This is a genomic window from Myxococcus faecalis (assembly GCF_050039385.1).
Lineage (GTDB): Bacteria > Myxococcota > Myxococcia > Myxococcales > Myxococcaceae > Myxococcus > Myxococcus fulvus.
The window spans coordinates 6,192,004-6,214,990 of sequence record NZ_CP144336.1 but is presented as its reverse complement, the minus strand read 5'-3'; the positions used below and the strand labels follow the sequence as shown (position 1 = coordinate 6,214,990).

Here is a 22,987-nt window from a genome sequence, read left to right as displayed (position 1 = left end):
CGATGAAGGCACTGGAGTCCTGGGGACGCTATCCCCGAGTCGAGCAGCGCACGCACGCGCTGACGTGGCGCTCGGACGCGCTGCCCGAGGTGTCCGGCGCGGTGCTGCCGCACGGGCTGGGGCGCAGCTATGGCGACTCGTGTCTGAACGGGGGCGGCACGCTGCTGCTCACCTCCGGGCTGGACCGGCTCATCGCGTTCGACGCGGCGACGGGCGTGGTGCGCTGCGAGGCGGGCGTGTCGCTGGACACGCTCTTGCGTCTGGCGGTGCCGCGCGGCTGGTTCCTGCCGGTGACGCCGGGCACCAAGTACGTGACGGTGGGCGGCGCCATCGCCAACGACGTGCACGGCAAGAACCACCACCGTGGCGGGACGTTCGGCCGGTACGTGCGCCGCTTCGAGCTCTTGCGCTCGGATGGCAGCCGCCGGGTGTGCGCGCCGGACGAGAACCCGGACTGGTACGGGGCGACGATTGGGGGCCTGGGGCTCACGGGGCTCGTCACGTGGGCGGAGGTGCAGCTCAAGCCCATCAGCAACCCGTTCGTGTTGCAGGAGACGGTGCCCTTCGGGAACCTGGATGAGTTCCTGGTCGTGGCGCGCGAGTCCGAGGCGGACCACGAGTTCACCATGGCGTGGGTGGACTGCCTGGCGCGGGGCCGGAAGCTGGGGCGCGGGCTGCTCTACCGGGGCAACTTCGCGCCGCCGCAGTTCGACCGGCTGCCGTTGGCGAAGAGCCACCTGTCGCACGGCATGGGGCTGGCGGTGCCCATGGACATGCCGGCGTTCTGCCTCAACCGGCTGTCGGTGTCGGCGTTCAACTGGCTGTACTTCCACCGGCAGAACGGCAAGCCGAAGCAGCGGCTGACGCACTACGATCCGTTCTTCTATCCGCTGGACGCCATCTACGGCTGGAACCGCATCTACGGCCGGCGTGGCTTCCTCCAGTTCCAGTGCGTGGTGCCGTACGCGACGGCGCGCGACGCGCTGAAGGAAATCCTGGAGCGCAGCTCGCGCGGCGCGCTGCCCAGCTTCCTGTCGGTGTTGAAGACCTTCGGTGACATCCCCTCTCCAGGGTGGCTGTCCTTCCCGCGCCAGGGCGTGACGCTGGCCATGGACTTCGCCAACCGGGGGGAGAAGACGTACCGGTTGGTGGAGGACCTGGACAAGCTCACGCGCGAGGCGGGCGGCGCGGTGTATCCGGCGAAGGACGCGCGGATGAGCCCGGAGAGCTTCGCGGCGTACTTCCCGCGCCGCGCGGAGTTCGCGGGCTACATCGACCCGGCCTTCTCCTCGTCCTTCTGGCGGCGGATGAACCCGGTGGCCCTGCCCTTCTCGCTGGAGTCGGAGCGGAAGGGCGGAGCCGCCGCGCCGCAATCCCTGCTTGCGCTTCGCTGACCCCTCTTCGAGATTCCAAGCCCCATGAAGAAAGTGCTCGTCCTCGGCGCCACCAGCGCCATTGCCCAGGCGACGGTGAGACTGCTCGCCGCGCGCGGTGCCTCGCTGTACCTGGTGGGCCGCAACGTGGAGAACCTGGACGCGGTGGCGAAGGATGCCGCCACGCGGGGCGCCGCGAAGGTGGAGTCGAAGGCGCTCGACCTGAATGACTTCAGCGCGCACGAGGCGCTGGTGGACGGGGCGTTCCAGGCGCTGGGCGGGCTGGACGGCGTGGTGCTGGCGCACGGGGTGCTGGGAGACCAGACGGAGGCGCAGCGCTCGTGGGCGGCGACGGAGGCGGTGCTGCGCACCAACTTCCTGAGCGCGGTGTCGCTCCTGACGGCGCTGGCGAACCGCTTCGAGGCGCAGAAGGCGGGCACGCTGGTGGTGATTTCGTCGGTGGCGGGAGACCGCGGCCGGCAGAGCAACTACGTGTACGGCGCGTCGAAGGGCGCGCTGAACGTGTTCCTCCAGGGCCTGCGCAACCGGCTGGCGAAGTCCAACGTGGCGGTGGTGACGGTGAAGCCCGGCTTCGTGGACACGCCGATGACGGCGCACATCCCGAAGAACAAGCTGTTCGCCTCGCCGGAGAAGGTGGCGCGCGGACTCCTGAGCGCGGCGGACGGGCGCAAGAACGAGGTCTACGTCCCCGGCATCTGGGCGCTCATCATGCTCATCATCAAGAGCATCCCGGAATCCGTGTTCAAGAAGTTGAAGCTCTAGCTGTAAACGGACGCCGGGAGCGGCGCTGCTTGTCAGACGGCTTTGCTATCTCCACACTCGGGGCATGGCCTACGGCAAACGCGAAACAGAGGGTGTCGCGACCCTCGCCGACATCGAGGCTCTGCCCGAGGGCGTCGTGGGCGAGATCATCGAGGGAACGTTGTATGTGCATGCCCAGCCGCGTGCTGGGCATATGGACACGCTGGGCGGCCTGTTTGCCGCACTCCGAGGGCCCTTCCAGCAGGGGCGAGGTGGGCCTGGAGGTTGGTGGATTCAAGTGGAGCCCGGTATCCGACTGGAGGGCTCTCCTGAGTTCATTCCGGATGTCGCGGGGTGGAGGAAGGACCGGGTGGCGAGGATTCCGACGGGCTCGTGGCTCGTCGCGCCCGACTGGGCCTGTGAAGTCCTGTCGCCATCGACGCGCGCCTACGACCTGCGCATCAAGCGCCCCTTCTACGCGCGGATAGGCATCAATCATCTGTGGTTCATCGACCTGGACGCACGCACCTTGCTGGTGAGCGAGCTGCGCGAGGGACAGTGGGTGGAGGTCGGGACCTACTGCGATGAGGACGTCATCCGAGTGCCTCCGTTCGAGGACCTCGAGCTGAGGCTCGGCGAGCTCTGGCCGCTCCTGGAAACCACCTCCGGGACATAGCCTCTCGCGTCGGCTTGTCAGACGACGCTGCTATCTCCACACTCGGGGCATGGCCTACGGCAAGCGCGAGACAAAGGGTGTCGCGACCCTCGCCGACCTCGAGGCTCTGCCCGAGGGCGTCGTGGGCGAGATCATCGATGGTGCGCTGTACACGCATGCCCGCCCCGGGGGCGGACATGTGTATCTGGGCTTGAGACTCTTCGGCGAGCTGGATGGTCCCTTCCAGCTCGGCAATCCCGGCCCGGGCGGCTGGTGGCTCATGGTCGAGCCCGGCATCCAGGCCGAGGGCTCTCCCGAGTTCATCCCCGACCTCGCCGGCTGGCGACGCGAGCGAGTCCCCACGCTCCCCGAGCGACAGTGGACCACCGTGCCCGACTGGGTCTGTGAAATCCTGTCGCCGTCCACCCGCTCGTACGACGTGCGCATCAAGCGTCCGTTCTACGCGAGGCTCGGAATCCGCCACCTGTGGCTCATCGACCTGGAGGCGCGCACGCTCACCGTGAGCGAGCTGCGCGAGGGCCACTGGAGCGAAGTGGCCGTCCATCACGAGCACGAGGACCTCATCCGCGTCCCGCCCTTCGAGGACCTGCCGCTGCGCTGGAGCTGGCTGTGGCGCTCGCTCCAGCGTCCCATGCCTTGAGGCTCAGCGCGCCGCCGGGCGGAACCACGTGGGCTCCGCTCGCACGGACGTGCCTCCCGTGAACATGCCGCTGGTGAAGAACTCGTTCTCGAAGAAGTGGTACGGGTGGACGAGCTCCGGACGGCTCGCCGCCTCCAGCTTCGCCGCCTGCGCCTCCGGAATCACCACGTCCAGCGCGCGCAGGTTCGCCTCCAGCTGCTCCGGCTTCGTCGCCCCGATGATGGTCGACGCCACGCCCGGCCGCCGCGTCACCCACGCCAGCGCCACCTGCGCCGGCGGCCTGTCCAGCTCCCGCGCCACCTCCAGCAGCGCCTCCACGATGCCCCAGTTGCGCTCCGTGAAGAGCTTCTCGAAGCCCGGGTTCCCTCCCCCCTGGATGGCCGCCACGCGCCCATCCCCCTTCACCACGCCGCGCTCCCGCGTGTACTTGCCCGACAACAACCCCGAGGCCAGCGGACTCCACGGCGTGATGCTCGCGCCCAGCTGCAACGCGGCCGGGATGTGCTCGCGCTCGATGTTGCGCTCCACCAGCGAGTACTCGAGCTGCAACGCGGCCACCCGCTCCCACCCCTCCTTCTCCGCCAGCGTCTGCGCCCGCGCGAAGTACCAGGCCGGCACGTCCGAGAGCCCGATGTAGCGGACCTTCCCCGAGCGCACGAGGTCCGTCATCGTGGACATCACCTCCTCGAGCGGCGTGATTCCGTCCCACGCGTGCAGCCAGTACAGGTCCACGTAGTCCGTCTTCAACCGACGCAGCGACGCCTCCAGCGAGCGCCGGAGGTTCTTGCGCCCATTGCCGCCCGCGTTCGGGTCCCCGGGAATCGCGTTCACGGTGAACTTCGTCGCGATGACGGCGCTGTCCCGTCCGCCGTGCTCCGCGAAGTAGTCCCCGATGAACGCCTCGCTCGTGCCGCCCGTGTACCCATCCGCCGTGTCGATGAAGTTGCCGCCCGCCTCCAGGTAGCGGGCCAGCAGCCGGTGCGCCGTGTCCTTGGGGCTGCCCCAACCCAACTCCGTGCCGAACGTCATGGCCCCCAGCGCGAGCGGGCTCACCCGCAGGCCCGAGCGGCCCAGCAGGTGGTACCTCGACAGCGTGTCGATGCGGTTCGTCGTCGTCATGCGTGCCTCCGTGGATGACCTCAAACTGCCGCCCACGGGCTTTTTCGAGAAGAGACTGGAATCGCAAACACTGTTTAGGATGGCTTCACAATGGCCCTGACACCCCTGAACGAGCTCGCCGCGTTCGTCGCCGTCGCCCGGCACAAGAGCTTCACGCGCGCGGGAAAGGAGCTTCGCGTCTCCACCTCCGCGGTGAGCCAGACGGTGCGCATGCTGGAGGAGCGCGTGGGCGGCGCCCTGCTCTCCCGCACCACGCGCAGCGTGTCGCTCACGGACATGGGGCAGCGCCTGCTGGAGCGCGCGGGGCCAGGACTGGAGTCGGCGCTGGGCGCGCTGGAGCACCTGTCCGCGGACGTGTCCGAAATCAGCGGCACGCTCCGGCTCACGGTGCCCGTGATGGGGCTCGCCACCGTCATCGAGCCTGTCATCCCCCGCTTCCTCCAGGAGCATCCCCATGTCCGCGTCGACGTCCGGGTCACGGACCGGTTCGTGAACATCGTGACGGAGGGACTCGACGCGGGACTGCGGCTGACGGAGTCCGTGGAGCGCGACATGGTGCAGCTGCGCCTGTCGCCCTCCTTCCGCTTCCTCATCGTCGGCTCGCCGGCCTACCTGAAGAAGCATGGGACGCCGACGCGCCCCGCGGACCTGGCGCAGCACGAGTGCATCGGCTACCGCGCCCCCACCACGGGCCTGCCGTACCACTGGGAGCTGGAGCGCGGGCGCAAGCAGCTGCGCATCGCGGTGAAGGGGCCGCTCGTCACGGACGACTCGCAGTTCACGCGGCGCATGGCCGTGGCGGGCGTGGGCCTGGCGTACCTCGCCGAGCCGGAGCTCACCCCGGCGTTGCGCGAGGGGACGCTGCGGGCCGTGCTGGAAGACTGGGCACCCTCCGTCCCGGGCCTCTTCCTGTACTACCCCCACCGGGCTCGCGCCTCACCCGCGCTGAAGGCCTTCGTCGCGCTCGCCCGGAAGATGCTTCCCACGCCCACACGCGCCTGAGGCTCACCCCGTGGGCGTCGGCCCCGAAAGGAACGCCAGCGCCGTGCGGACGAAGACCTCACGCCACGCCCCGAAGAGCGGGACATGGCCCTCACCAGGGACGACCCACAAGCGGGACTCCGGAATGGAGCGGTGCAGCTCCACCGTCAGCTCCACCGGATAGAGCGGGTCCTGGTCTCCCTGGACGAGCAGCGTCGGCGCGCGCACCGTTCCCAGGTGCGGCGGCGTGAAGCTCATGTCATCGAAGCTGTCCGCGAAGCCTCGGACGTGTCGCCACAGGGCTCGAATCTGCGCGTCTCCGTGGACGTGCTTCGAGCGCAGGTCCGCCCACTCCGCCTCCGAGCGCGACGCCTCCGTGTAGGTCGCCATGATGCGGCGGGCCGACGCGGGGTAGTACGGCGTGCTGGAGACCAGCACCATCCGCTCCACGCGCGCGGGTGCTCGCGTGGCGACGTGAAGCAGCGTGTTGCCACCCAGGCTCATCCCGATGGCTCGGCACCGCTCGATGCCCAGCGCGTCCAGGAGCGCGAGGACATCCGTCGCGCACTGGCGCGTGGTGAAGTCCTCCGAGGGATTGTGGCTCCGGCCGTGGCCTCGCAGGTCGGGGATGACGAGCCGGTACTCACGGGCCAGCGCGTCCAGGTCGAACACGTGGCCCCAGTCCTCGCCCGCACCGGTGAAGCCGTGAAGGAGGAGCAACGGAGGCCCCTCGCCCAGCAGCGTGCAGTGCAGCCGCAGGTCCTCCAGCGTGACTGTGCGCGTCTCTCGCGTCGCGTTCATCCCATGCCCCCGTGCGTGACCGGAGACATTCCGGTCGCGCGGGGACGTACGGGAACGCGGCGCGACTTGATAGCTTCGTTCTTTCGCGCAAAACTGCTTCACGGCATCACGGGCCGCGCACGGCCATGCTCAGTCGAGCGACCCGTCGATGATCTTCTTCGCAATCCCGAACGAGAAGCCCGCGCGCGCCAGGGAGGCCAAATCCCTCTGACGGTTCTCCTCGCGCGTCGCCAGGTTCTTGCGAAAGGGGCCCAGGCGCTTCTTGCGGGCCCAGATGCGCGCGGCGTCCTCGTCGGAGACCTCCGCGGTGGCCTGCGCCAGCTTGCGCTGCACCAGGTCCGCGGCCACGCCCTTCATCCGCAGCTTCTGCGCAATCACCCGCGTGCTGCGCCCGGCCGCGCGCAGCGACTGCGCCTTCATGCCCGCGTAGGCATCATCGTTGATGAGGCCGTTGCGGATGAGCTTCTGCGTGAGCGCGTCAATCCACCCGAGCGCCTCCGCGCGGTCCCCGCCGTGCTCCTTCACCGAGCGGTCCACGCGGCGCACGAGCACGCGCTTGAGCTGGCTCACCGTGGAGGCGTAGCGCTTCAAGTAGTGCAGCGCCGCGTTCTCCAGGTAGCGAGCGGACACCTTCCGGGGTCGCTTCTGCTTCCTCGGGGGCCTGCTGTCCTGTCCGGTCCGGTCGTCTTCCACGCCGCCCTATCTATCAGGGCGGTCCGACGAAGACGCCGCTCGGGTGATACCCCGACGAAACGAGGGCGGACGGACGAGCAGGCCCCTCGTCCGCCTCCCCCACTGCCGAGGACGCGCGGATGACAGCGCCGCCCGGACGACGGGGTCCACGCCCCAGCGAGCCATCGCCTCGCAGGGAGGTCGGGCCACCGAGCGGACCCGCGAAGTCACTGCCCCTCGCGCACCACCGCACGCCCTCTTTCCTTCACTTGCGCGGAGCATCAGCGGGAGAGCAGGACTGCGGAGTCACAGGGCCTGGAGCACTGCCGCGAACACTCCCCGCATCACGGTATGGCCGCGCGCTACGAACATGAAGCAGGCGTGCCGATTCGTGGGGGCAGCGCCTCACGGTGGCTTCAGCATCACCGCGAGCCCCTCGCATCACCGTGTAGCCGCAGGCTCCGAGCACGAAGCGGGCGTGCCTGTTCATAGGGCAGCACCTCACGGAGCCGCGAGCCCCTCGCATCACCGTGTAGCAGGCTCCGAGCACGAAGCGGGCGTGCCTGCGCGTGGGGGCAGCGCCTCACAGAGCGGCAGCCCCGAGGCCTCCGGCAGCGCCACGCCCAGCCAGGAGGCCAGCGTGGGCGCCAGGTCCAGTGGCGTCACGGCGCGCCCATGTCGCACGGCGGGCAGCCCCTGGCCGTAGAGGATGAGCGGCACGTGCGTGTCGTACTCGTAGGGCGTCCCGTGCGTGCTCGCATGGTCGTCATCCGGCGCGAGCAGCACATGCGGGTCCGCGATGAGCACCAGCTCTCCCGAGCGCGCGGGCACGTACTCCTGCCGCACCCTCCGGGCAAAACCCTCCGCCCGGTCCGCGCTCACCTCCGCAGCGGACACCACCTCCGCGATTCCCGGCACGGCCCGCGCCGCCTTCTTCGCCACCTCGACCGCCTGCTCCAGCGACACACCCCGCGCCTTCAATCGCGCCTGACGAAGGTACAGATGCGGCGCGCTGAACGCCTCCACCCAGTCCTCCGCGCCGAAGGCCTCATCCATCGCCGCGTCCACGTCCCGCGTCACCGTCTCCCCCGACAACCGCTGCTCGGCTCGCGCGGGCGCGGGCGCCATCCCATGGTCCGCGCTCATCGCGACCAACACCTTCGACAGCCCCACCTCTCGGTCCATCGCCTCCAGGAATACGGCCAGCGCCCGGTCCAACCGGAGGAGCATGTCCACCGTCTCGTGACTCTCCGGCCCGAAGCTGTGGCTCACCACGTCCACGCTCGACATGCCGATGGCCAGCAAGTCTCGCGCCCCCGGGCGCTTGCCCAGTTGCTCCGCCTTCACGCCCGCGAGCGCGAGCTCGAACAACGTCTCCGCCCCCAGCGGCGTGTACAGGAACGCCTCCTCCGTGGTCAGCGGATGGGGGAACGTCCGCCCCAGTCCCTCGGGCGGGCGCTCGCGCGCGTCATCATCCGGGCCCAGCGAGCCATACACGGACGCCTCCGCACTCCGTGCCCACGCGCCTCCCCTCCGCGAGCCCAGGGCCTGATTGAACTCGGACACCCAGGTCGGCAGCTCGCGCGCATGGTGACGGCTCGTGGTGAAGCCCTTCGCGCCCCACCAGTACGCCTGCCCGCGCTGCCCGCCCAGCATGATGGCCGCGCGGTCCTTCAGTGACACCGACACCACGCGCGAGGAGCCACCGTGCGTCTCCAGCAAGCGGTCTCCCAACGTCGCCACCCGCAGCCGCCAGGGCGACACCCCCTTCCCCTTCGGGTCATCGAGCGGCGGGCTGGCCGGGTCCCGAACACAGCTCACGTCCGCGCCCGTCTCCCGCTCGTACCACTCGTTCGAGATGATGCCGTGCGCTCCGGGGAGCGCCCCTGTCGCGAGCGTCGCGTGCCCCGGACACGTCTTCGTCGTCGCGTACGGATAGCGCGCGGCATCGAAGACGGTGCCACCCTCCAGGAGCCGACGGAAACCGCCCGGCCCCATGCGGTGACGCCAGCGCTCCAGGTCGTCGTAGCGAAGTCCATCGAACACCAGGAACACCACCAGCGACGGCCTCGCCCCCACCTCCTCGCCCGGCGACACCACCGGCCGCGAGCCACCCCGCGGCGGCGCCACCTGCCGCCTCCCCACCCTGCCCGAGGACAGCTCCGACTCCCGCGCCTGCCCCGCTCCGGAGCCCGGCGCCCCCAGCAGACAGCCGACCGACATGAGCACCCGACTCAACGAAGCCGCCATGGTTCCGCCTCCACCACCGCGAGCACCGCGGCGTGGAAGGCATCCTGCGAGCCACGGCCCTCATCCATCCAATGGATAGACTGGATGAATCCCATAGAATGGTTGGATGGACCTGGACCCTCGCTATCTCCAGACCTTCTTCGTCGTGAGCCGGGAGCGCGGCTTCAGTCGCGCGGCGACCGTGCTCCACCGTACCCAGCCCGCGGTGAGCTACCAGGTGCGTCAGCTCGAGGAGCAGCTCGGCACCGTGCTCTTCGACCGCACCACGCGCACGCTCACCCTCACCGACGCGGGCGCGAAGCTGCATGCCCTGTGCGAGCGCTTCTTCGACGAGTTCGGCCGACTCGCGCGCGGACTGCGGACCGGTGACGCACCCGCCGAGCCCCTGCGCATCGCCTCCGTGAGCGGCTTCGGTCGCTACGTGCTCTATCCCCTGCTCGCCCGTCAGCGACTCGCGGCCCCATACTCCCTGCGCTTCCCCACGGCCGAACAGGTCTTCAAGTCCCTGGAGGACGGCGCCTGTGACGTGGGTTTCGTCTACCTGCCCCATGTGTCCAGCCGGCTGCTCACCGCGCCCGTGTGGCGAGAACAGCTCGTGCTCGTCGGGCCCCCTGGCGCCAAGGGGAAGACCTTCCCGCGGCTCGAGGCCTTCGAGGACCTGACCTTCGTCACCTATGACGAGTGCGAGTACGTCTTCGGCAAGTGGTTCGAGGGGCACTACGGACGACAGCCCCGCTCGATGCGCGGCACGTACCACTTCGAGGAGCTGGAGGAGGTGGTGGGCACGGTGGCCGCCGGACACGGCTGGTCCATCCTCCCCGACCACTGTGTCGCCCAGGCCGCGCGCCAGGGCACCGTCGTCATCGCCCCCGCGCCCGGCCGCAAGCAGGTCACCAACCTCATCTACTCCGTGCAACGCGCGAACGCGCCCGAGAACCCCTCGGCGCTCCGGCTCATCGACGCCCTGCGCACCGAGGGCGAGAAGCCCCTGACCGCCGCGCCTCGAAGCCAGCCGCGTCGCCGCCCCACACGACGCTCCGCTCGCTGAAGGGGTCCGACCGAGCAGGGACGGCGGTCTCTGGCGAGACGCCCCGCCGCATCGCGCCAACGCACCGCTCGCTCTCGACGACGAAGCCTCACGCGCGGGGTTCACAAGGCACCTCGGACAAGCCGCGTCGATGACGCACCACCTGATACCGATACAAACACTCGTGAGCGTCGACACTCCCCTGTCTCCGAACGCACGCGACCGCCGCCCCAGCCCCCCAAACGCGCGTGACCGCCGACGCCCCAGCGCCCGACACGCTCGTTCACCACGCGTCGCGTCACCCCACCGGACAACCACCTTTTGAGTCCGCGCGACGCCCCTGGCTACGCTCGGCGGTCCGAGGCCGCCATGACCACCGCCGCCCCCGTCCCTTCCGCGCCCGAGCCCGTCGCGCCCGTGACGCCCACCGTCGCGCCCGAGCCGTCCCTTCCTCCGTGGAGCCTGGCGAAGCGACTCGGCTTCCGCTTCGTCTGCGCCTACGTCCTCCTCTACGCCTTCCCCTTCCCGGTGTATGTCGTCCCCGTCATCGGCGAGCCCATCTCCGAGGCCATCTCCGACTTCTGGAACCTCGTGGTCCCCTGGGTCACCCGCAACGTGGCCGGCTACCAGGGCGAGCTCTCTCTCGCGCAGACGGGCAGCGGCGACAAGGCCATCGACTATGCCCAGACCGCCGTCTTCCTCGCGCTCGCCCTCGTCGCGACCGGCGTGTGGTCCCTCGTCGACCGGCGACGTCCGCGCTACGAGAAGGCCCACGCCCTGCTGCACCTCTACGTGCGCTACCTGCTGGCCGTCCCCATGCTGGGCTACGGCTTCTCCAAGGTCTTCAAGTCGCAGTTCCCCATGGCGTCCGTCGAGCGGCTCACCCAGTCCCTCGGCGACTTCTCCCCCATGGGCCTGTTGTGGACCTTCATGGGCCACTCCCCCGGCTACAACCTCTTCACCGGAGGCGCCGAGGTGCTGGGCGGCCTGCTGCTGCTCGCCCGTCGCACCACCACGCTCGGAGCGCTGGTGGTCATCGGCGTCATGTCCAACGTCGTCGCGCTGAACTTCTTCTACGACGTCCCCGTCAAGCTCTACTCCACCCAGCTCCTGCTCTTCGCCGTCTTCCTCACGCTGCCGGACCTGCGCCGGCTCGCCAACGTCTTCGTCCTCAACCGCGCCACCCAGCCCGCGTCCCTCGAGCTCCCCTTCACCCTCTCCCCGCGCGTCTTCTGGGCCTCGCGTGCCGTGAAGGTCCTCTTCATCGGCTGGCTGCTCCACAACAACGTCACCAAGGGCCACGAGCGCTACACCCAGTGGGGCGACGGCGCGCCCCCGCCGCTCTTCGGAGGCCTCTACAAGGTCGAGTCCTTCACCCGGAACGGCCAGGAGCTCCCGCCCCTGCTGACGGACCCGCATCGCTGGCGCGCCGTCTCCGTCGGCCGCAATGTGGTGGCCGCCCGGCTGATGAATGACGTACGCCGCTACTTCCCCGTGAAGGAGGGCGAGGCCGGCAAGTCCATCCTCCTCATGTCGGGACGGGGCGACGACGCCAAGCCCGTGGCCACCCTCCAGCGCGAGACGCCGGATGCGGAGCACTTCGTGCTCGAGGGCGAGGTCGACGGCGCGAAGGTCCACGTTCGACTGAAGCCGGTGGACATCTCGAACTTCGAGCTGCGCGGACGCGGCTTCCACTGGGTGCAGGAGAAGCCCTACAACCGCTGACGCCTACCGCTCCGCCGGGCACACGCTCGCCACCGCGGCGGGCGTCTGGGGCAGGGGCTCCACGAAGCGCCCCTCGCCGAAGCCCAGCGCCCAGAAACGCGGGCGCACCTCCTCGCGCGCGAGCAGCCGCAACAGCAGGAACTTCGCCTCGTCCTGCCCGTCGAAGGCCATGGGGAAGGTGTTGTGGTGCATGGCCACCGACGTGGAGGAGCCGAGCACCTTGTGCGCATCCAGCGCCTCGCGCGGCCCCATGTGCACCGTGTGGAGCACGCGCGGCCGGTAGGCCCCAATCGGCAACACCGACAACCGCATGGGCCCGAAGCGCGCGGCCATCATCGCGAAGTGCGGACCGAAGCCCGTGTCCCCCGCGAAGAACGCCGGCCCGCCCGTGGTCGACACCACGTACCCGGCCCACAGCGTCTCCGCCTGGTCCGTGAGCCCCCGGTTCGAGCGGTGCTGCGCGGGCACCGCCGTCACCGACACCTCCGGCGTCACCCGCGTGGCCTGCCACCAGTCCAGCTCCTCCACGTGACGGAACCCCTCGTCATCCAGGAGCGCCTTGTTGCCCAGCCCGACGATGAAGCGCGGCTGGTGCGCCGCCTCCAGCCTGCGCAGCGTGGGCAGGTCCATGTGGTCGTAGTGGTTGTGGCTCACCACCACCACGTCGATGGGCGGCAGGTCCTCGAAGCGGATGCCCGGCGGGTGCACCCGCTTGGGCCCCACCCACGGCACCGGGCTGGGCCGCTCCGAGTAGATGGGGTCCGTCAGCACATTCACCCCGTCCGCCTGGATGAGCACGGTGGCGTGGTTGATGAGCGTGACCTTGAGCTTGCCCGGGCCCACGCGCTCGGGCGGGGGCCTGCCGGGGGGAAGGTCCTCGTACTCGCGCCACGCGCCGCGAGGCTCCTTCAGCGCCGCGCCAATCAGCTCGGACGCCGACAGCATCGGCGCGTCACCGATGTTCTGGAACTTCTCCCCGTCGAAATGCGCCATCGGCGGCCCCCGGTGGCTGGGGCCCGCGAAGAGGCAGCCGCCCACGAGCGGCGCGCAGGCGAGCAGGCCCCACAGGGCGGTCGACGAGGGAAACCAACGGGCCAGGGACGCCTGGGGCATGGGGGCGACGCTCCATCGAAGCCAACGGCCACGCCCTCCGGTCAGGGCGAGGGCGGGTCTCCATCGTAATGGCGGGCACGCGGCCGCGCAGGACTCTTCAGGAGGACGTGGCCACCCGAGGACGCTTCGCGGCGGACGCCATCTGGGGCTTGTGCTCACGCAGCCAGTCCACCGTGTCGCGCAGCGTCTGCTCCAGCGGGCGGAAGCGCACCCCCAGCTCCCGCTTCGCCTTGGACGAGTCCACCCGCAGCTTCGCGCGCATGACGCGCACCCCCTCCACCGTCAGCGCCGTCTCGCCCCCCGTCAGCCGGGCCCACGTCTGCCCCAGCGCGCCCAACATCAGCGCCAGCGCGTGGGGCAGCACCCTGCGCGGCGCGGGGATGCCCGACACCGCCTCAATCGTCCGCGTCAGCGTGCCCAGGTCCACGAACTCGCCGCCCACCAGGTAGCGCTCCCCCGAGCGTCCCTTCTGGGCCGCCACCACGGTGGCCTCGGCCACGTCGCGCGCGTCCACCAGGCACGAGCCTCCCTCGAGCAGGGCCGGCATCTTCCCCGCGGCCAGGTCCAGGATGAGCTGCCCCGCGGCGGTGGGCCCCGCGTCCCCGGGACCGAACATCCACCCCGGCAGGATGTAGACCACGTCCATGCCCGTGCGCGCGCTGAAGGCGTTGAGCTCCCGCTCCGACTCCACCTTGCTCTTGAAGTAGAGGTTGCCGGCGAGCAGCGCCGCGGGCGGCGTCGACTCGTCCCCGGGCGAGCCGTCCGCCTTGGCGCCCACCGTGCCCGAGGAGCTGATGTCCACGAAGCGCTTCACCCCGCGCTGCTGGGCCTCCTCCGCCAGCGCCACCGTGGCCGTCACGTTGATGGCATACAGCTTCGGCCAGTGGTCTCCCGCCGCGTAGTATTCGCGGAAGTACGCCGCCGTGTGGATGACCACGTCACAACCCTCCAGCGCGGCCGCGAAGCCCTTCACGTCCAACATGTCCCCTTCCACCACCTCCACACCGGACAGCCCACCGAGCACCTGGCGCGCCTTCGCCGGCGAGCGCGCCAGCGCCCGCACCGTGTGCCCCCCCGCCACCAACGCCCGCACCACGTTGTTGCCCAACAGCCCCGTGCTGCCCGTGACGAATGCGCGCATCCAGCGGCTCCCCGTTAATGTGAACGATGTTCAAATAAAGGCCGGTCTGAACACTGTCAAGATGAACGGGCGGGCAAGGAGGCTGGGGCAATGACGACCCGGACGAAGAAGGCGGCGGCGCCCAAGCGGCGCACGTACCACCACGGGGATTTGCGGCAGGCGCTGGTGGACGCGACGTTGAAGCTCATCGCGACGGAGGACGTGGGCGCGGTGTCGCTGCGGGAGGTGGCGCGGCGCGCGGGCGTCACGGCGGCGGCGCCGTATCACCACTTCCGGGACAAGGACGCGCTGCTGGCGGCGGTGGCGGAGGAGGGGTATCGGGCGCTCAACGCGCGGATGGACGAGGCGATGACGAAGGCCCGGGCGCCGCGCATCGACGGCCAGCTCAAGGCGCTCGCGCGGTGCTACGTGCGCTTCGCGGTGGAGCACCCGGCGCACTACCGGGTGATGTTCCGGCAGGAGTGGAGCGACGTGGAGAAGTACGCGGGCATCCACACCGAAGGCATGCGCGCCTACGCGCGGCTGCAGGAGCTGGCGCAGGAGGTCCGCGCGGCCTCGGGGGGCAAGGTGGAGATGGACATCCTGGCCTTCACCATCTGGTCCTGGGTGCACGGGCTCGCGTCGCTGTGGAACGAGGGGCCGCTGCGCAAGAAGAGCCAGAGTGACTCCATCGAGCCGCTGCTGGAGCGCTCGTCGGAGATGTTCGTCGGATGGGTGGTGGGCAAGGGGCCGTGAGGCTCGGCTCACCCGACGACGGAGTGGAGGATGCGCTCGAAGAGCCACGGGCTGTGGCCGAGCATCCGGACGATGGGGCGTCGCAGCCAGGGACGGCGCGCCAGCATCAGGAGTGAGCGCGTGGCCCAGGCGTACTTGCGGAACACCTGCTGGAAGCGCGCCTCGTAGGGCTGGAGCACGTCGCGCGTCGCTCCTCTCGCGAGCGCGTCCGGCAGGAGCTCGCCCAGCGACTCCGCGCAGGAGAAGGCGAGGGAGAGGCCTTCTCCGGTGAGCGCGTCCACGTAGCCCGCGGCGTCGCCCACCAGGGCGAAGCGGTCCGCCACGCGCACGCGGGCCACGCGCGCCAGCGGACCCGCGCCTCGCACCTGCGAGTCCGGCGTCGCGGCGGACAGGCGCGCCTCGAGCTTCGGGAAGCGCGACAGCAGCGTCTCGAAGCCCACGCGCCCCTCCACGCCTCCGTCCTCCCAGAGGAAGGCGAGCCCCACGCGCCGGGCGCCCGCGGGCGTGACGTAGGCCTCCACGCCGTTCGCGAAGTGCACCTCGACGTAGGGGGTCCAGGGTTCGAGCTGGAAGTGGCGGCGCAGGCCGAAGCGCCGAGGCCCCTCCGCGTCCAGTTCGAGTCCCTCCGCGCGCCGCAGGGGTGAGGCGAGCCCGTCCGCGGCCACCAGCATCCGCGCCTGGACCTCTCCGTCGACCAGCTCCAGCGTCACGCCGTCGCCGACGCGGCGATGCGACACCACGTGGGTGCGCTCACGGAGCTCGGCGCCCGCTTCACGCGCGCGGGTGACGAGCGCCTCGGCGAGCGCCACCCGACGCACGCCGAGCCCTCCTGGCGCGGGGAGGATCCCCTCCGCCGTGCTGCCATCCTCCTGCACGTAGCGGATGCCCACGAACGGCGCGCTCTGCGAGCGGTCCAGGTGCGTGAGCGCGCCCAGCCGCTCCAGGGCCGCGAGCCCCGCGGGCATGAGCCCCTCGCCGCAGGCCTTGTCGGCCGGGAAGGAGGCGCGCTCCAGGACCACGGTGTTCAGTCCCCGCGTCGCGGCGTGGATGGCCACGGCGAGCCCGGCCGGGCCTCCTCCCACCACCGCGACGTCATACCGACTCATGGCGCGGACTCCGCCAGAGACCTCGCCTCCGCGCAATGGCGCCACATCCGGGAGCCGCGCGGTGCTCGGCCCCGCGTGGCGCTCGGCCTCTCGCCACCTGTCGCGCAGGGGACGTCTCCCGCCAGGACCCGCGCGGCGCGGCGTCTCACAAACGAAGCTCCTTGCCCACCCTCTCCGGAGTTTCGACGACTCACGTGTCGTGCTCCGCCCGCGCCATGGCGAGCGCGCCGCGCGCCATCTCCGCCGCCATGCCCACCTTCGGCGACGGCGGTTCTCTGGAGTGTCGACGACTCACGTGTCGTGCTCCGCCCGCGCCATGGCGAGCGCGCTGCGCGCCATCTCCACCGCCATGCCCACCATTCCCACCTTCTTCGGCGGCGACAGCTCTCCGGTGAGATGACGCCGCAGCGCCTCCATCCGACGCAGCTTCCCGCTCGACGTGCGCGGCAGCGTCCCCGGCTCCAGCAGCTTCACCGTGTGCGGACGCACGCCCGTGGCCTCCACCACCGCCGCGCGGATGCGCTCCTCCACCACCTCGTCGGCGTCCGTCCCACCCCGCTCCGCGAGGATGAGCAGCGCCTCGTCCTGTCCACCCTCGGGCGTGAAGCCGAGCGCCACCGCGCACCCCGTGCGCACGCCCTCCACCGACTGGAGCGGCTCCTCGAAGGACTGCGGCGCGTGGTTCGCCCCGCGGATGATGACCACGTCCTTCGCGCGCCCCGTCAGGTACAGCTCCCCCTCCGCGATGAAGCCCAGGTCTCCCGTGTCCAGCCACCCGTCCAGCGTCAGCGCGCGCCGCGTGGACAGCGCATCCCCGAAGTAGCTGCTCATCAGCGACGGCCCACGCGTGAAGACCTTCCCCACGCGCTTGTCCGGCAACACCCCGCCCTGCTCGTCGCGAACCTCCACCTCGAAGCCCGCCACCGGCGAGCCCACGCTCACCAGCCTCCGCGCCCCCTCCTCCACCCGGCCCTCGCTCGCGAGCAGCCCCGGGTCCACGCCCAGCGAGCGGGGACCCCGGCCCTCCGGAGGGAACGTCACGGCCAGCGACGCCTCGGACAGTCCGTACACCGGGCGCAGCGCGCGCGCGGAGAAGCCCCACCGCTCGAAGCGCTCCACGAAGCGCTGCAGCGTCTCCGCGGACACCGGCTCCGCGCCGTTGAGCGCGTGCTTCCACGACGACAGGTCCACGCCCTCCAGCTCCGCGTCCTTCACCCGCTTCAAACACAGGCCATACGCGAAGTTCGGCGCCGGCGAGATGAAGCCCCGGTGCCTGGACACCGCGCGAAGCCACAGCGCGGGGCGCGCCAGGAAGGCCTCGGGCGGAATCAGCACCAGGTTCCCCGGATAGTGCAGCGCCGAGAGCAGACAGCCGATGAGCCCCATGTCGTGGTACAGCGGCAGCCAGCTCACGCCCACCCGGGGACTGTCGGGCGGCACCGGCATCGCCACCTCCAGCGCCCTCAGCTGCGCCAGCAGCGCCCCGTGCGTCAGCGCCACCGGCTTGGGGTCCACCGTGGAGCCGGAGGAGAACTGGACGAGGCCCAGCGCGTTGGCGCCCACCTCCACCTCGCGCCCCTCGTCGTCGCGCGAGACGTCCTCCACCGTGTGGCAGCCCAGGCGGGGACGGGACTTCTCCACGCTCGGGCCCAACAGCAGCCGCACCCGCGAGTCCGTCAGCACCAGGCACGCCTCCGTCACCTGGAGCATCCGCGCCGTCGTCCGGTGGTACTCCTCCAGTCGCCCCAGCCGCACCGGCGGATACAGGGGCACCGGCACCGCGCCCGCGAGCAACGCGCCGAAGTAGGCATCCATGAAGGCCGGCGAGGTGGGCAAGAGCAGCGCCACCCGCTCCCCCTCGCGCACGCCCAGGCGCGACAGCCCCGCCGCCGTGCGCCGCGCGCGTCGGTACACCTCCGCCCAGGACAGCGAGGTCTCCTTCTCGGCCGCGTCCACGAACGTCAGCCGGAAGTCCGTTTCGGCCGTCGACGCGAGCATCGCGTTCACCGTGGGGAACCGCACCGCGGGCAGCGTGGGTCCCCTCACGAACGGACCTCCGTCGCCACGCGCGCGGTGGACAGCACGCGCCGCTCCACCAGCTTCGTCAGGTCCCCCACCGTGCGTACCCCCTGCGCGTCCTCCTCCGACAAGCGGATGCGGAAGCGGTTCTCCAGCCCCACCGCCAGCACCGTCAGCCCCAGGCTGTCGAGCTGCAGGTCCTTGAGGAGGTCGAGCCCGGGCTCCACCTCGCCCTTCCACTCCAGCTCCTCGGCGGCGATGCGACGAATCTCCGCCAGGACCTCCAGTTCGAGCTCAGCCACGGGGCATCTCCGGAAGGAAACGGGGACGATGGGAGAACGCCTTCGCGTACACGTCCCCCAGGGCCGCCTCCTCCGCGCGGATGCGCACGAAGAGCAACCCCAGGTTCCCCACCGAGAAGCACACGGCCGTCCACCACGCGCCATGGATGAGCGGCACACACGCCAGCTCCAGCACCACCGCGACGTAGTTGGGGTGGCGCAGGAAGCGGTACGGCCCCCCCTCCACGGGGGGCAGGCCCGGCACGACGATGATGCGCGAGTTCCACCTCGAGCCCAGCGTGGAGATGGCCCAGTAGCGAAGCCCCTGCGCCACGAGCGCGCCGCCGAGCGCCGCCCAGCCCAGCACGCCCGGGAAGGACCGGTGCAGGAGGAACACCTCCGCCACGCACGCGACGAGGAACAGGGTGTGGAACACCACCATGAAGCGGTAGTGACGCTGCCCCGTCTCCACCCCTCCCCGCGCGAAGGCCCACGCCGCGTTGCGCTTGGAGAGCACCAGCTCCACGAGCCGCTCCAGCACGAGCGCGCCCATGTACCCCAAGAACACCCCTTGCGTGAGCGTCACCATCGCAAGAGCACCATCTCCGCGCAGAAGCCCGGACCCATCGCCATCATCAGGCCCCAGTCCCCCGGCTTCGCGTCCGCCTTCTCCAGCGTCTCACCCAGCACGAAGAGCACCGACGAGGAGGACAGGTTGCCCACCTCGCGCAGCGACGCCCACGAGCGCGTGAGCGCCTCCTGGGGCAGCTCCAGGGCCTGCTCGAAGGACTCGAGCACCTTGGGCCCGCCGGTATGCGCCACCCAGTGACGGATGTCATCGCGCTTCAAGCCGTGGCTCGCGAGGAAGGCGTCCACGTTGCCGCGGATGTGGTCCTTGACCAGGTGGGGCACCTTCGCGGACAGCACGACCTTGAAGCCCGAGTCCACCACGTCCCAGCCCATGGTGCGCTCGGTGTCCGGGTAGAAGACGGAGCGGGAGGCCACCACGCGGGGACCTCGGGCGCCGGGGGCCTGGGCGCCCCGGAGCACCGCGCACGCGGCGCCGTCGCCGAAGAGGCCGGAGGCGATGATGTTGGGGATGGACAGGTCCTCGCGCTGCAGCGTCAGCGAGCACAGCTCCGCGGACACCAGCAGGGCGGTGTGCGTGGGGAAGGCGCGCAGGTAGTCGGCGGCGCGTGCCATGCCGGCCGCGCCCGCGACGCAGCCGAGCCCGAAGATGGGCGTGCGCTTGAAGTCCTCGCGGAAGCGCAGCCGGTTGGCGAGCCGCGCCTCGACGCTGGGGGTGGAGATGCCCGTCACGGTGACGAAGAAGACGTGGTCCACGTCCGTGGGCGTCAGCTCCGCCTGCTCGAGTGTCCTGCGCACCACCGACTCGCTGAGGGCGGTGGCCTCGCGAATCCAGGCGTCGTTGCGTTGCTGGAAGGTGACGAGCTCGCGGTACGCGTCGATGGGGAGCGCCAGATAGCGGCCTCCGACCTGGACGGCGCGGTGCAGGTCCTCCAGGCGCTCCAGGTTGAAGTGGCGCGTGGCCCACAGCTCGCGGAAGGCGGCGATGAGCTGTTCCTGCGAGGCGTAGTGAGGCGGGAGGGCTCTTCCCACGGAGCGGATGAAGGGCGAGCTGCTGTCCTGGCCGGTTGCGCTGTGCATGAAGGTCTCGGGTCCGTGCGGCGCTCAGGGGTACGCTTAGTCGGAAACGCGTGGAGGACGCGACACCTGTCCCCCCGACTGAACGAGTCCCGACGCCGCGGCGCCTTTCAGTGTCACACGGTAGACGGCGGGCTCGCGCGCGTGAAGGCACCGGGCTGCCCGTGTCTCGCGGAGGACAGCGGACCGCGTGCGCCGGGACGACCTTCGACACGCCTTGGGCACACCTTTATGCGCGAGGGCGGGTCACGCTAGCGTGCGGCGCGATGAGATTCGCAAACTTCGTCCTGGGCGCCGTGCTCCTGGGGCTCACCGCGTGTGGTCATTCGCGTCCGCTTCCCACCCTGCCCGCGAGCCATGGACAGCTCTCCTGGGACATGGACCAGTACCTGAACCCGCGCCCCTACAGCCCACCCGTGTACATGGGGGTGCTCGCCCCGCGTCGCGACACAGGCCCGAGCGTCAGCGTGACCGCCGAGGAGGCTCCCGCCATCTTCGCGGAGGCCACGCGAGTCCTCGCGGGCAAACCCACCGAGGAGCAGGTCAGACAAGCCCAGGCGGACCTCGGCGCCGCCTGCTCACAGGCGGACCTGCTTCAGGCCTGCGACTTCCTGCGCGAGGAGTTCGGGCCGCCCGTGGGCTACTCGCGGGTGGTGCACGAGTTTCCTCACGAGGTCTATCGCCAGAAGACCCTCGCGATGGTCGTCGTCGGGTTCATCGTCGGAACGAACGGGCGACTGCGGGACATCCGACTCGTGGAGTCCGCGACCGACGCTCTCGACCAGGCCGTGCTGAAGACCGTGGCGAGCATGCGCTTCCACCCGGCGACCCTCGCGGGCCATCCCATCGAAATCCACTACACCGTCAAGCGGGACACCGTCACTTCGGAGATGGACCTCACGCCGGAGCAGGAGCTCGCGTGGGGCATGACCCGTGTGAAGGCCTTCCCCGACAGCATCGAGGCCTGGGGCCACCTGGCGCGGGCCATGGCGAGAGACCGCGCCGAGGACCCTGGCTACGAAGAGGCGCTGCGCGGACTGAATCAGCTCAGCCCCGAGTACTGGTGGAGCGCGACGGAGCTTGCATGGCTCTACGCGAGGGCCGGGCGTCACGAGGAGGCGGCACCGCTCGCGATCATTGGGCGCAGGCGGGCACGTGACAACGCCTATGCGCTGGAGACGAGCGCCCTCGTCGCCTTCCACCAGGGCCGCTGCCAGCAAGCCGTCCAGGAGCAGCGGGAGGCCGTCATGAAGCTGCCTGCGGAGTGGCCTCGCGAGGAGCGGGAGCGCTTCCAGCGCACGCTCACCACGTACCAGGAGAAGTGCGCGACAGGGCCCGCTCCAGCATCACCCCAAGCAGCGTCGACGCTCGACGCCGCGACTCCCGAGGACCCCTGACGCAGGAGCCCTTGGTCGGGCGGGCCTCGCCGTCCTCACGGCCGCCGTCGCCGTCCCACCCCTACGAGCATCAGCGCCGCCCAGCCCAGCGCACCGGGCGCGGCCGCGCAGCCACTGTCGTCATCGTCGGGAGTCTGGGGCACCTCGGGCTCAGGCTCGGGCTCCGGTGTCACCTCGACACACGGCGCGCCAGACGTCTCACCCGTGAGGCACAGCGTGCCGTAGCGGCCCGTGCCCTCGTGGCGACCGTCCACCACCGCGATGATGACCCGGCTCGCATCCGACGCCGTCACGTTCGCGGTCAGCGTCCCCGGCCCATCCACGCGCGTCACCCGCAGCACCGCGGTGTCCGTCACCGCCGCCACCAGCAGGTGCTGCTGCGACGAGTTCGCGACGTCCCGAGGCACATACCGAGCCCACACCCGCTCCGAGCCACCCGGCACCTCGAAGTAGCGCGCCGACGCGGTCGTCAGCCGGACGTCCGCCTCCTGAGAGGGCAGCGTCTTCACGGCCGGCTTGAGCCCCTCGTAACCGCCACCCCGCGCGTAGCCCTGTGACGCATTCGCCCGCGCGCCCGTGGACAGGTTCCACGTCGAGAACTCCGTGAACGCGGCGTCGAAGCTCAAGCTCCAGTCGCGCCCCAGGAGGCGGTCCACCACCACCGGCCACCGCACCTCCGGCGAGGTGACGCTCTGCTCCCACAGGCGCAGGATGGCCGCGTCACCCACGCGCTCGCCCAGGTACTGGAAGAACAGGCTCGCGCCATAGCTGAAGGACGCCGCCGGCCCCGTGGGGTCCTGCACCAGGCTCAGCTCCGTGCGCGACAGGTACGACGCGGAGAAGTGCTCCAGGTCATCCAGCGACGCGTCGAACCGCTCGCTGGCCCACACCGCCGTGCCCTCCGTCACCACGCCGCCCATGCCCGTCCGGTACGCGGACTGCACCGCATGGAAGAACTCGTGGCTGGCGAGGATGTCCACCGCCGTCTCGTACGAGGGGTAGTCGTACCCCGCGAAGTCGTTCTCCTGGAGCATGTGCCCCACGCACCGCAGGCCCGACTCCGTCTCGCAGTCGTCCAGCCGGAACGCCCCGTCCGCGACGCCGGCGAAGTCCACCAGGTACACGTCGAACAGGCCGTCCCCGCCGTTGTCCGCCACCGCCGCGTCGCTGCCCGGCAACACGAAGCCCAGGCTCACGTAGAAGTCCGCGACGCGCTCATACGCGCGCCCGACGACCTCGACGGCGTCGGGCACGCCGCTGCCATCGGCGTCCCCCGCAGGCACCGCGTTGAGCCCGACGCGGGAGAAGTGGATGCGGAAGCGCCCCTTCGGGGACACCACCGACTCCACCTGCTCACCCGCGCCGAAGCTCGGCGGCACCGCCAGGGGCGAGGTGGGGCGCGCTCCCGCCTGCTGCCCCTGTCGCCCCTCGGTCAACGTCTCCGGACGCTCGTGCGGCGCCCGCGTCGACTCCACGGGGCCACATCCCAAGGGAAGCAGCAGAA

At 70.6% G+C, this 22,987-nt stretch carries 21 protein-coding genes; 9 read left to right on the top strand and 12 right to left on the bottom strand.

What is annotated here, in order from left to right; genetic code table 11:
- The first annotated feature begins 2 nt into the window (after positions 1 to 2).
- From VZQ01_RS24975 to VZQ01_RS24960, 4 genes are all read left to right on the top strand, one after another.
- Complete coding sequence (locus VZQ01_RS24975) at positions 3 to 1,394, top strand: FAD-binding oxidoreductase (protein WP_223782717.1); 1,392 nt, start codon at positions 3 to 5, stop codon at positions 1,392 to 1,394.
- A gap of 24 nt (positions 1,395 to 1,418) precedes the next feature.
- Entirely contained in the window at positions 1,419 to 2,156 is a 738-nt protein-coding gene (locus tag VZQ01_RS24970) for an SDR family oxidoreductase (protein ID WP_046716433.1), read from the top strand.
- Between the two features lie 64 nt (positions 2,157 to 2,220).
- Complete coding sequence (locus tag VZQ01_RS24965) at positions 2,221 to 2,811, top strand: Uma2 family endonuclease (RefSeq protein WP_426744871.1); 591 nt, start codon at positions 2,221 to 2,223, stop codon at positions 2,809 to 2,811.
- 121 nt (positions 2,812 to 2,932) lie between these two features.
- Positions 2,933 to 3,451 (top strand): Uma2 family endonuclease, encoded by a 519-nt coding sequence (locus VZQ01_RS24960; protein WP_426744870.1) that lies wholly within the window; start codon positions 2,933 to 2,935, stop codon positions 3,449 to 3,451.
- Positions 3,452 to 3,454: 3 nt separating this feature from the next.
- Here the strand turns inward: VZQ01_RS24960 and VZQ01_RS24955 are convergent, their stop codons facing one another.
- Positions 3,455 to 4,570, bottom strand: a complete 1,116-nt coding sequence (locus VZQ01_RS24955) for an aldo/keto reductase (protein ID WP_426744869.1) — start codon at positions 4,568 to 4,570, stop codon at positions 3,455 to 3,457.
- 90 nt (positions 4,571 to 4,660) lie between these two features.
- Here VZQ01_RS24955 and VZQ01_RS24950 point away from each other — a divergent pair, with 90 nt between their 5' ends.
- Positions 4,661 to 5,572 (top strand): LysR family transcriptional regulator, encoded by a 912-nt coding sequence (locus VZQ01_RS24950; protein ID WP_426744868.1) that lies wholly within the window; start codon positions 4,661 to 4,663, stop codon positions 5,570 to 5,572.
- A gap of 3 nt (positions 5,573 to 5,575) precedes the next feature.
- On the opposite strand, the gene VZQ01_RS24945 is transcribed toward VZQ01_RS24950, so the two are convergent.
- The 3 genes from VZQ01_RS24945 to VZQ01_RS24935 form a co-directional block, all read right to left on the bottom strand.
- Positions 5,576 to 6,352, bottom strand: a complete 777-nt coding sequence (locus VZQ01_RS24945; protein ID WP_223782720.1) for an alpha/beta fold hydrolase — start codon at positions 6,350 to 6,352, stop codon at positions 5,576 to 5,578.
- A 129-nt stretch (positions 6,353 to 6,481) separates the two neighbouring features.
- Positions 6,482 to 7,045, bottom strand: coding sequence for a regulatory protein RecX (locus VZQ01_RS24940; RefSeq protein ID WP_046716438.1), 564 nt, complete (start codon positions 7,043 to 7,045; stop codon positions 6,482 to 6,484).
- A 504-nt stretch (positions 7,046 to 7,549) separates the two neighbouring features.
- Positions 7,550 to 9,274, bottom strand: a complete 1,725-nt coding sequence (locus VZQ01_RS24935; protein WP_426744867.1) for an alkaline phosphatase family protein — start codon at positions 9,272 to 9,274, stop codon at positions 7,550 to 7,552.
- Positions 9,275 to 9,380: 106 nt separating this feature from the next.
- Between VZQ01_RS24935 and VZQ01_RS24930 the strand changes: the two genes are divergently transcribed.
- On the top strand, positions 9,381 to 10,322 hold the full coding sequence (locus VZQ01_RS24930; RefSeq protein WP_223782722.1) for a LysR family transcriptional regulator: 942 nt from the start codon (positions 9,381 to 9,383) through the stop codon (positions 10,320 to 10,322).
- 348 nt (positions 10,323 to 10,670) lie between these two features.
- Positions 10,671 to 12,026, top strand: coding sequence for a DoxX family membrane protein (locus VZQ01_RS24925; RefSeq protein WP_426744866.1), 1,356 nt, complete (start codon positions 10,671 to 10,673; stop codon positions 12,024 to 12,026).
- A 3-nt stretch (positions 12,027 to 12,029) separates the two neighbouring features.
- Here VZQ01_RS24925 and VZQ01_RS24920 read toward each other — a convergent pair whose 3' ends face one another.
- Both VZQ01_RS24920 and VZQ01_RS24915 read right to left on the bottom strand, forming a co-directional pair.
- Entirely contained in the window at positions 12,030 to 13,139 is a 1,110-nt protein-coding gene (locus VZQ01_RS24920) for an MBL fold metallo-hydrolase (protein WP_426744865.1), read from the bottom strand.
- 97 nt (positions 13,140 to 13,236) lie between these two features.
- Complete coding sequence (locus VZQ01_RS24915) at positions 13,237 to 14,280, bottom strand: SDR family oxidoreductase (protein WP_223782724.1); 1,044 nt, start codon at positions 14,278 to 14,280, stop codon at positions 13,237 to 13,239.
- 90 nt (positions 14,281 to 14,370) lie between these two features.
- Between VZQ01_RS24915 and VZQ01_RS24910 the strand changes: the two genes are divergently transcribed.
- Entirely contained in the window at positions 14,371 to 15,015 is a 645-nt protein-coding gene (locus tag VZQ01_RS24910) for a TetR/AcrR family transcriptional regulator (RefSeq protein ID WP_426744864.1), read from the top strand.
- A gap of 8 nt (positions 15,016 to 15,023) precedes the next feature.
- Here the strand turns inward: VZQ01_RS24910 and VZQ01_RS24905 are convergent, their stop codons facing one another.
- The 5 genes from VZQ01_RS24905 to VZQ01_RS24885 form a co-directional block, all read right to left on the bottom strand.
- Positions 15,024 to 16,121: an NAD(P)/FAD-dependent oxidoreductase gene (locus VZQ01_RS24905; protein WP_426744863.1), complete on the bottom strand. Its 1,098-nt coding sequence runs from the start codon at positions 16,119 to 16,121 to the stop codon at positions 15,024 to 15,026.
- A gap of 291 nt (positions 16,122 to 16,412) precedes the next feature.
- Positions 16,413 to 18,119 (bottom strand): fatty acyl-AMP ligase, encoded by a 1,707-nt coding sequence (locus tag VZQ01_RS24900; RefSeq protein WP_426748987.1) that lies wholly within the window; start codon positions 18,117 to 18,119, stop codon positions 16,413 to 16,415.
- 44 nt (positions 18,120 to 18,163) lie between these two features.
- Positions 18,164 to 18,442 carry a phosphopantetheine-binding protein gene (locus tag VZQ01_RS24895; protein ID WP_141332129.1) on the bottom strand — a complete coding sequence of 93 codons (279 nt, stop codon included), beginning with the start codon at positions 18,440 to 18,442 and terminating at the stop codon, positions 18,164 to 18,166.
- Complete coding sequence (locus VZQ01_RS24890) at positions 18,435 to 19,010, bottom strand: isoprenylcysteine carboxyl methyltransferase family protein (RefSeq protein ID WP_426744862.1); 576 nt, start codon at positions 19,008 to 19,010, stop codon at positions 18,435 to 18,437. Before VZQ01_RS24890 ends, VZQ01_RS24895 begins: the two co-directional genes overlap by 8 nt.
- Positions 19,004 to 20,089 carry a type III polyketide synthase gene (locus VZQ01_RS24885; RefSeq protein ID WP_426744861.1) on the bottom strand — a complete coding sequence of 362 codons (1,086 nt, stop codon included), beginning with the start codon at positions 20,087 to 20,089 and terminating at the stop codon, positions 19,004 to 19,006. Before VZQ01_RS24885 ends, VZQ01_RS24890 begins: the two co-directional genes overlap by 7 nt.
- A gap of 263 nt (positions 20,090 to 20,352) precedes the next feature.
- Between VZQ01_RS24885 and VZQ01_RS24880 the strand changes: the two genes are divergently transcribed.
- Entirely contained in the window at positions 20,353 to 21,483 is a 1,131-nt protein-coding gene (locus VZQ01_RS24880) for a TonB family protein (RefSeq protein ID WP_426744860.1), read from the top strand.
- Between the two features lie 35 nt (positions 21,484 to 21,518).
- Here the strand turns inward: VZQ01_RS24880 and VZQ01_RS24875 are convergent, their stop codons facing one another.
- Positions 21,519 to 22,958, bottom strand: coding sequence for an MXAN_6640 family putative metalloprotease (locus VZQ01_RS24875; protein WP_426744859.1), 1,440 nt, complete (start codon positions 22,956 to 22,958; stop codon positions 21,519 to 21,521).
- Between the last annotated feature and the right edge of the window lie 29 nt (positions 22,959 to 22,987).

Coding starts and splice junctions, on each gene's coding strand:
- VZQ01_RS24975 (WP_223782717.1), top strand. CDS start 3: ATGAAGGCACTGGAGTCCTGGGGACGCTATCCCCGAGTCGAGCAGCGC.
- VZQ01_RS24970 (WP_046716433.1), top strand. CDS start 1,419: ATGAAGAAAGTGCTCGTCCTCGGCGCCACCAGCGCCATTGCCCAGGCG.
- VZQ01_RS24965 (WP_426744871.1), top strand. CDS start 2,221: ATGGCCTACGGCAAACGCGAAACAGAGGGTGTCGCGACCCTCGCCGAC.
- VZQ01_RS24955 (WP_426744869.1), bottom strand. CDS start 4,570: ATGACGACGACGAACCGCATCGACACGCTGTCGAGGTACCACCTGCTG.
- VZQ01_RS24950 (WP_426744868.1), top strand. CDS start 4,661: ATGGCCCTGACACCCCTGAACGAGCTCGCCGCGTTCGTCGCCGTCGCC.
- VZQ01_RS24945 (WP_223782720.1), bottom strand. CDS start 6,352: ATGAACGCGACGCGAGAGACGCGCACAGTCACGCTGGAGGACCTGCGG.
- VZQ01_RS24935 (WP_426744867.1), bottom strand. CDS start 9,274: ATGGCGGCTTCGTTGAGTCGGGTGCTCATGTCGGTCGGCTGTCTGCTG.
- VZQ01_RS24930 (WP_223782722.1), top strand. CDS start 9,381: ATGGACCTGGACCCTCGCTATCTCCAGACCTTCTTCGTCGTGAGCCGG.
- VZQ01_RS24925 (WP_426744866.1), top strand. CDS start 10,671: ATGACCACCGCCGCCCCCGTCCCTTCCGCGCCCGAGCCCGTCGCGCCC.
- VZQ01_RS24920 (WP_426744865.1), bottom strand. CDS start 13,139: ATGCCCCAGGCGTCCCTGGCCCGTTGGTTTCCCTCGTCGACCGCCCTG.
- VZQ01_RS24915 (WP_223782724.1), bottom strand. CDS start 14,280: ATGCGCGCATTCGTCACGGGCAGCACGGGGCTGTTGGGCAACAACGTG.
- VZQ01_RS24910 (WP_426744864.1), top strand. CDS start 14,371: ATGACGACCCGGACGAAGAAGGCGGCGGCGCCCAAGCGGCGCACGTAC.
- VZQ01_RS24905 (WP_426744863.1), bottom strand. CDS start 16,121: ATGAGTCGGTATGACGTCGCGGTGGTGGGAGGAGGCCCGGCCGGGCTC.
- VZQ01_RS24900 (WP_426748987.1), bottom strand. CDS start 18,119: ATGCTCGCGTCGACGGCCGAAACGGACTTCCGGCTGACGTTCGTGGAC.
- VZQ01_RS24890 (WP_426744862.1), bottom strand. CDS start 19,010: ATGGTGACGCTCACGCAAGGGGTGTTCTTGGGGTACATGGGCGCGCTC.
- VZQ01_RS24885 (WP_426744861.1), bottom strand. CDS start 20,089: ATGCACAGCGCAACCGGCCAGGACAGCAGCTCGCCCTTCATCCGCTCC.
- VZQ01_RS24880 (WP_426744860.1), top strand. CDS start 20,353: ATGAGATTCGCAAACTTCGTCCTGGGCGCCGTGCTCCTGGGGCTCACC.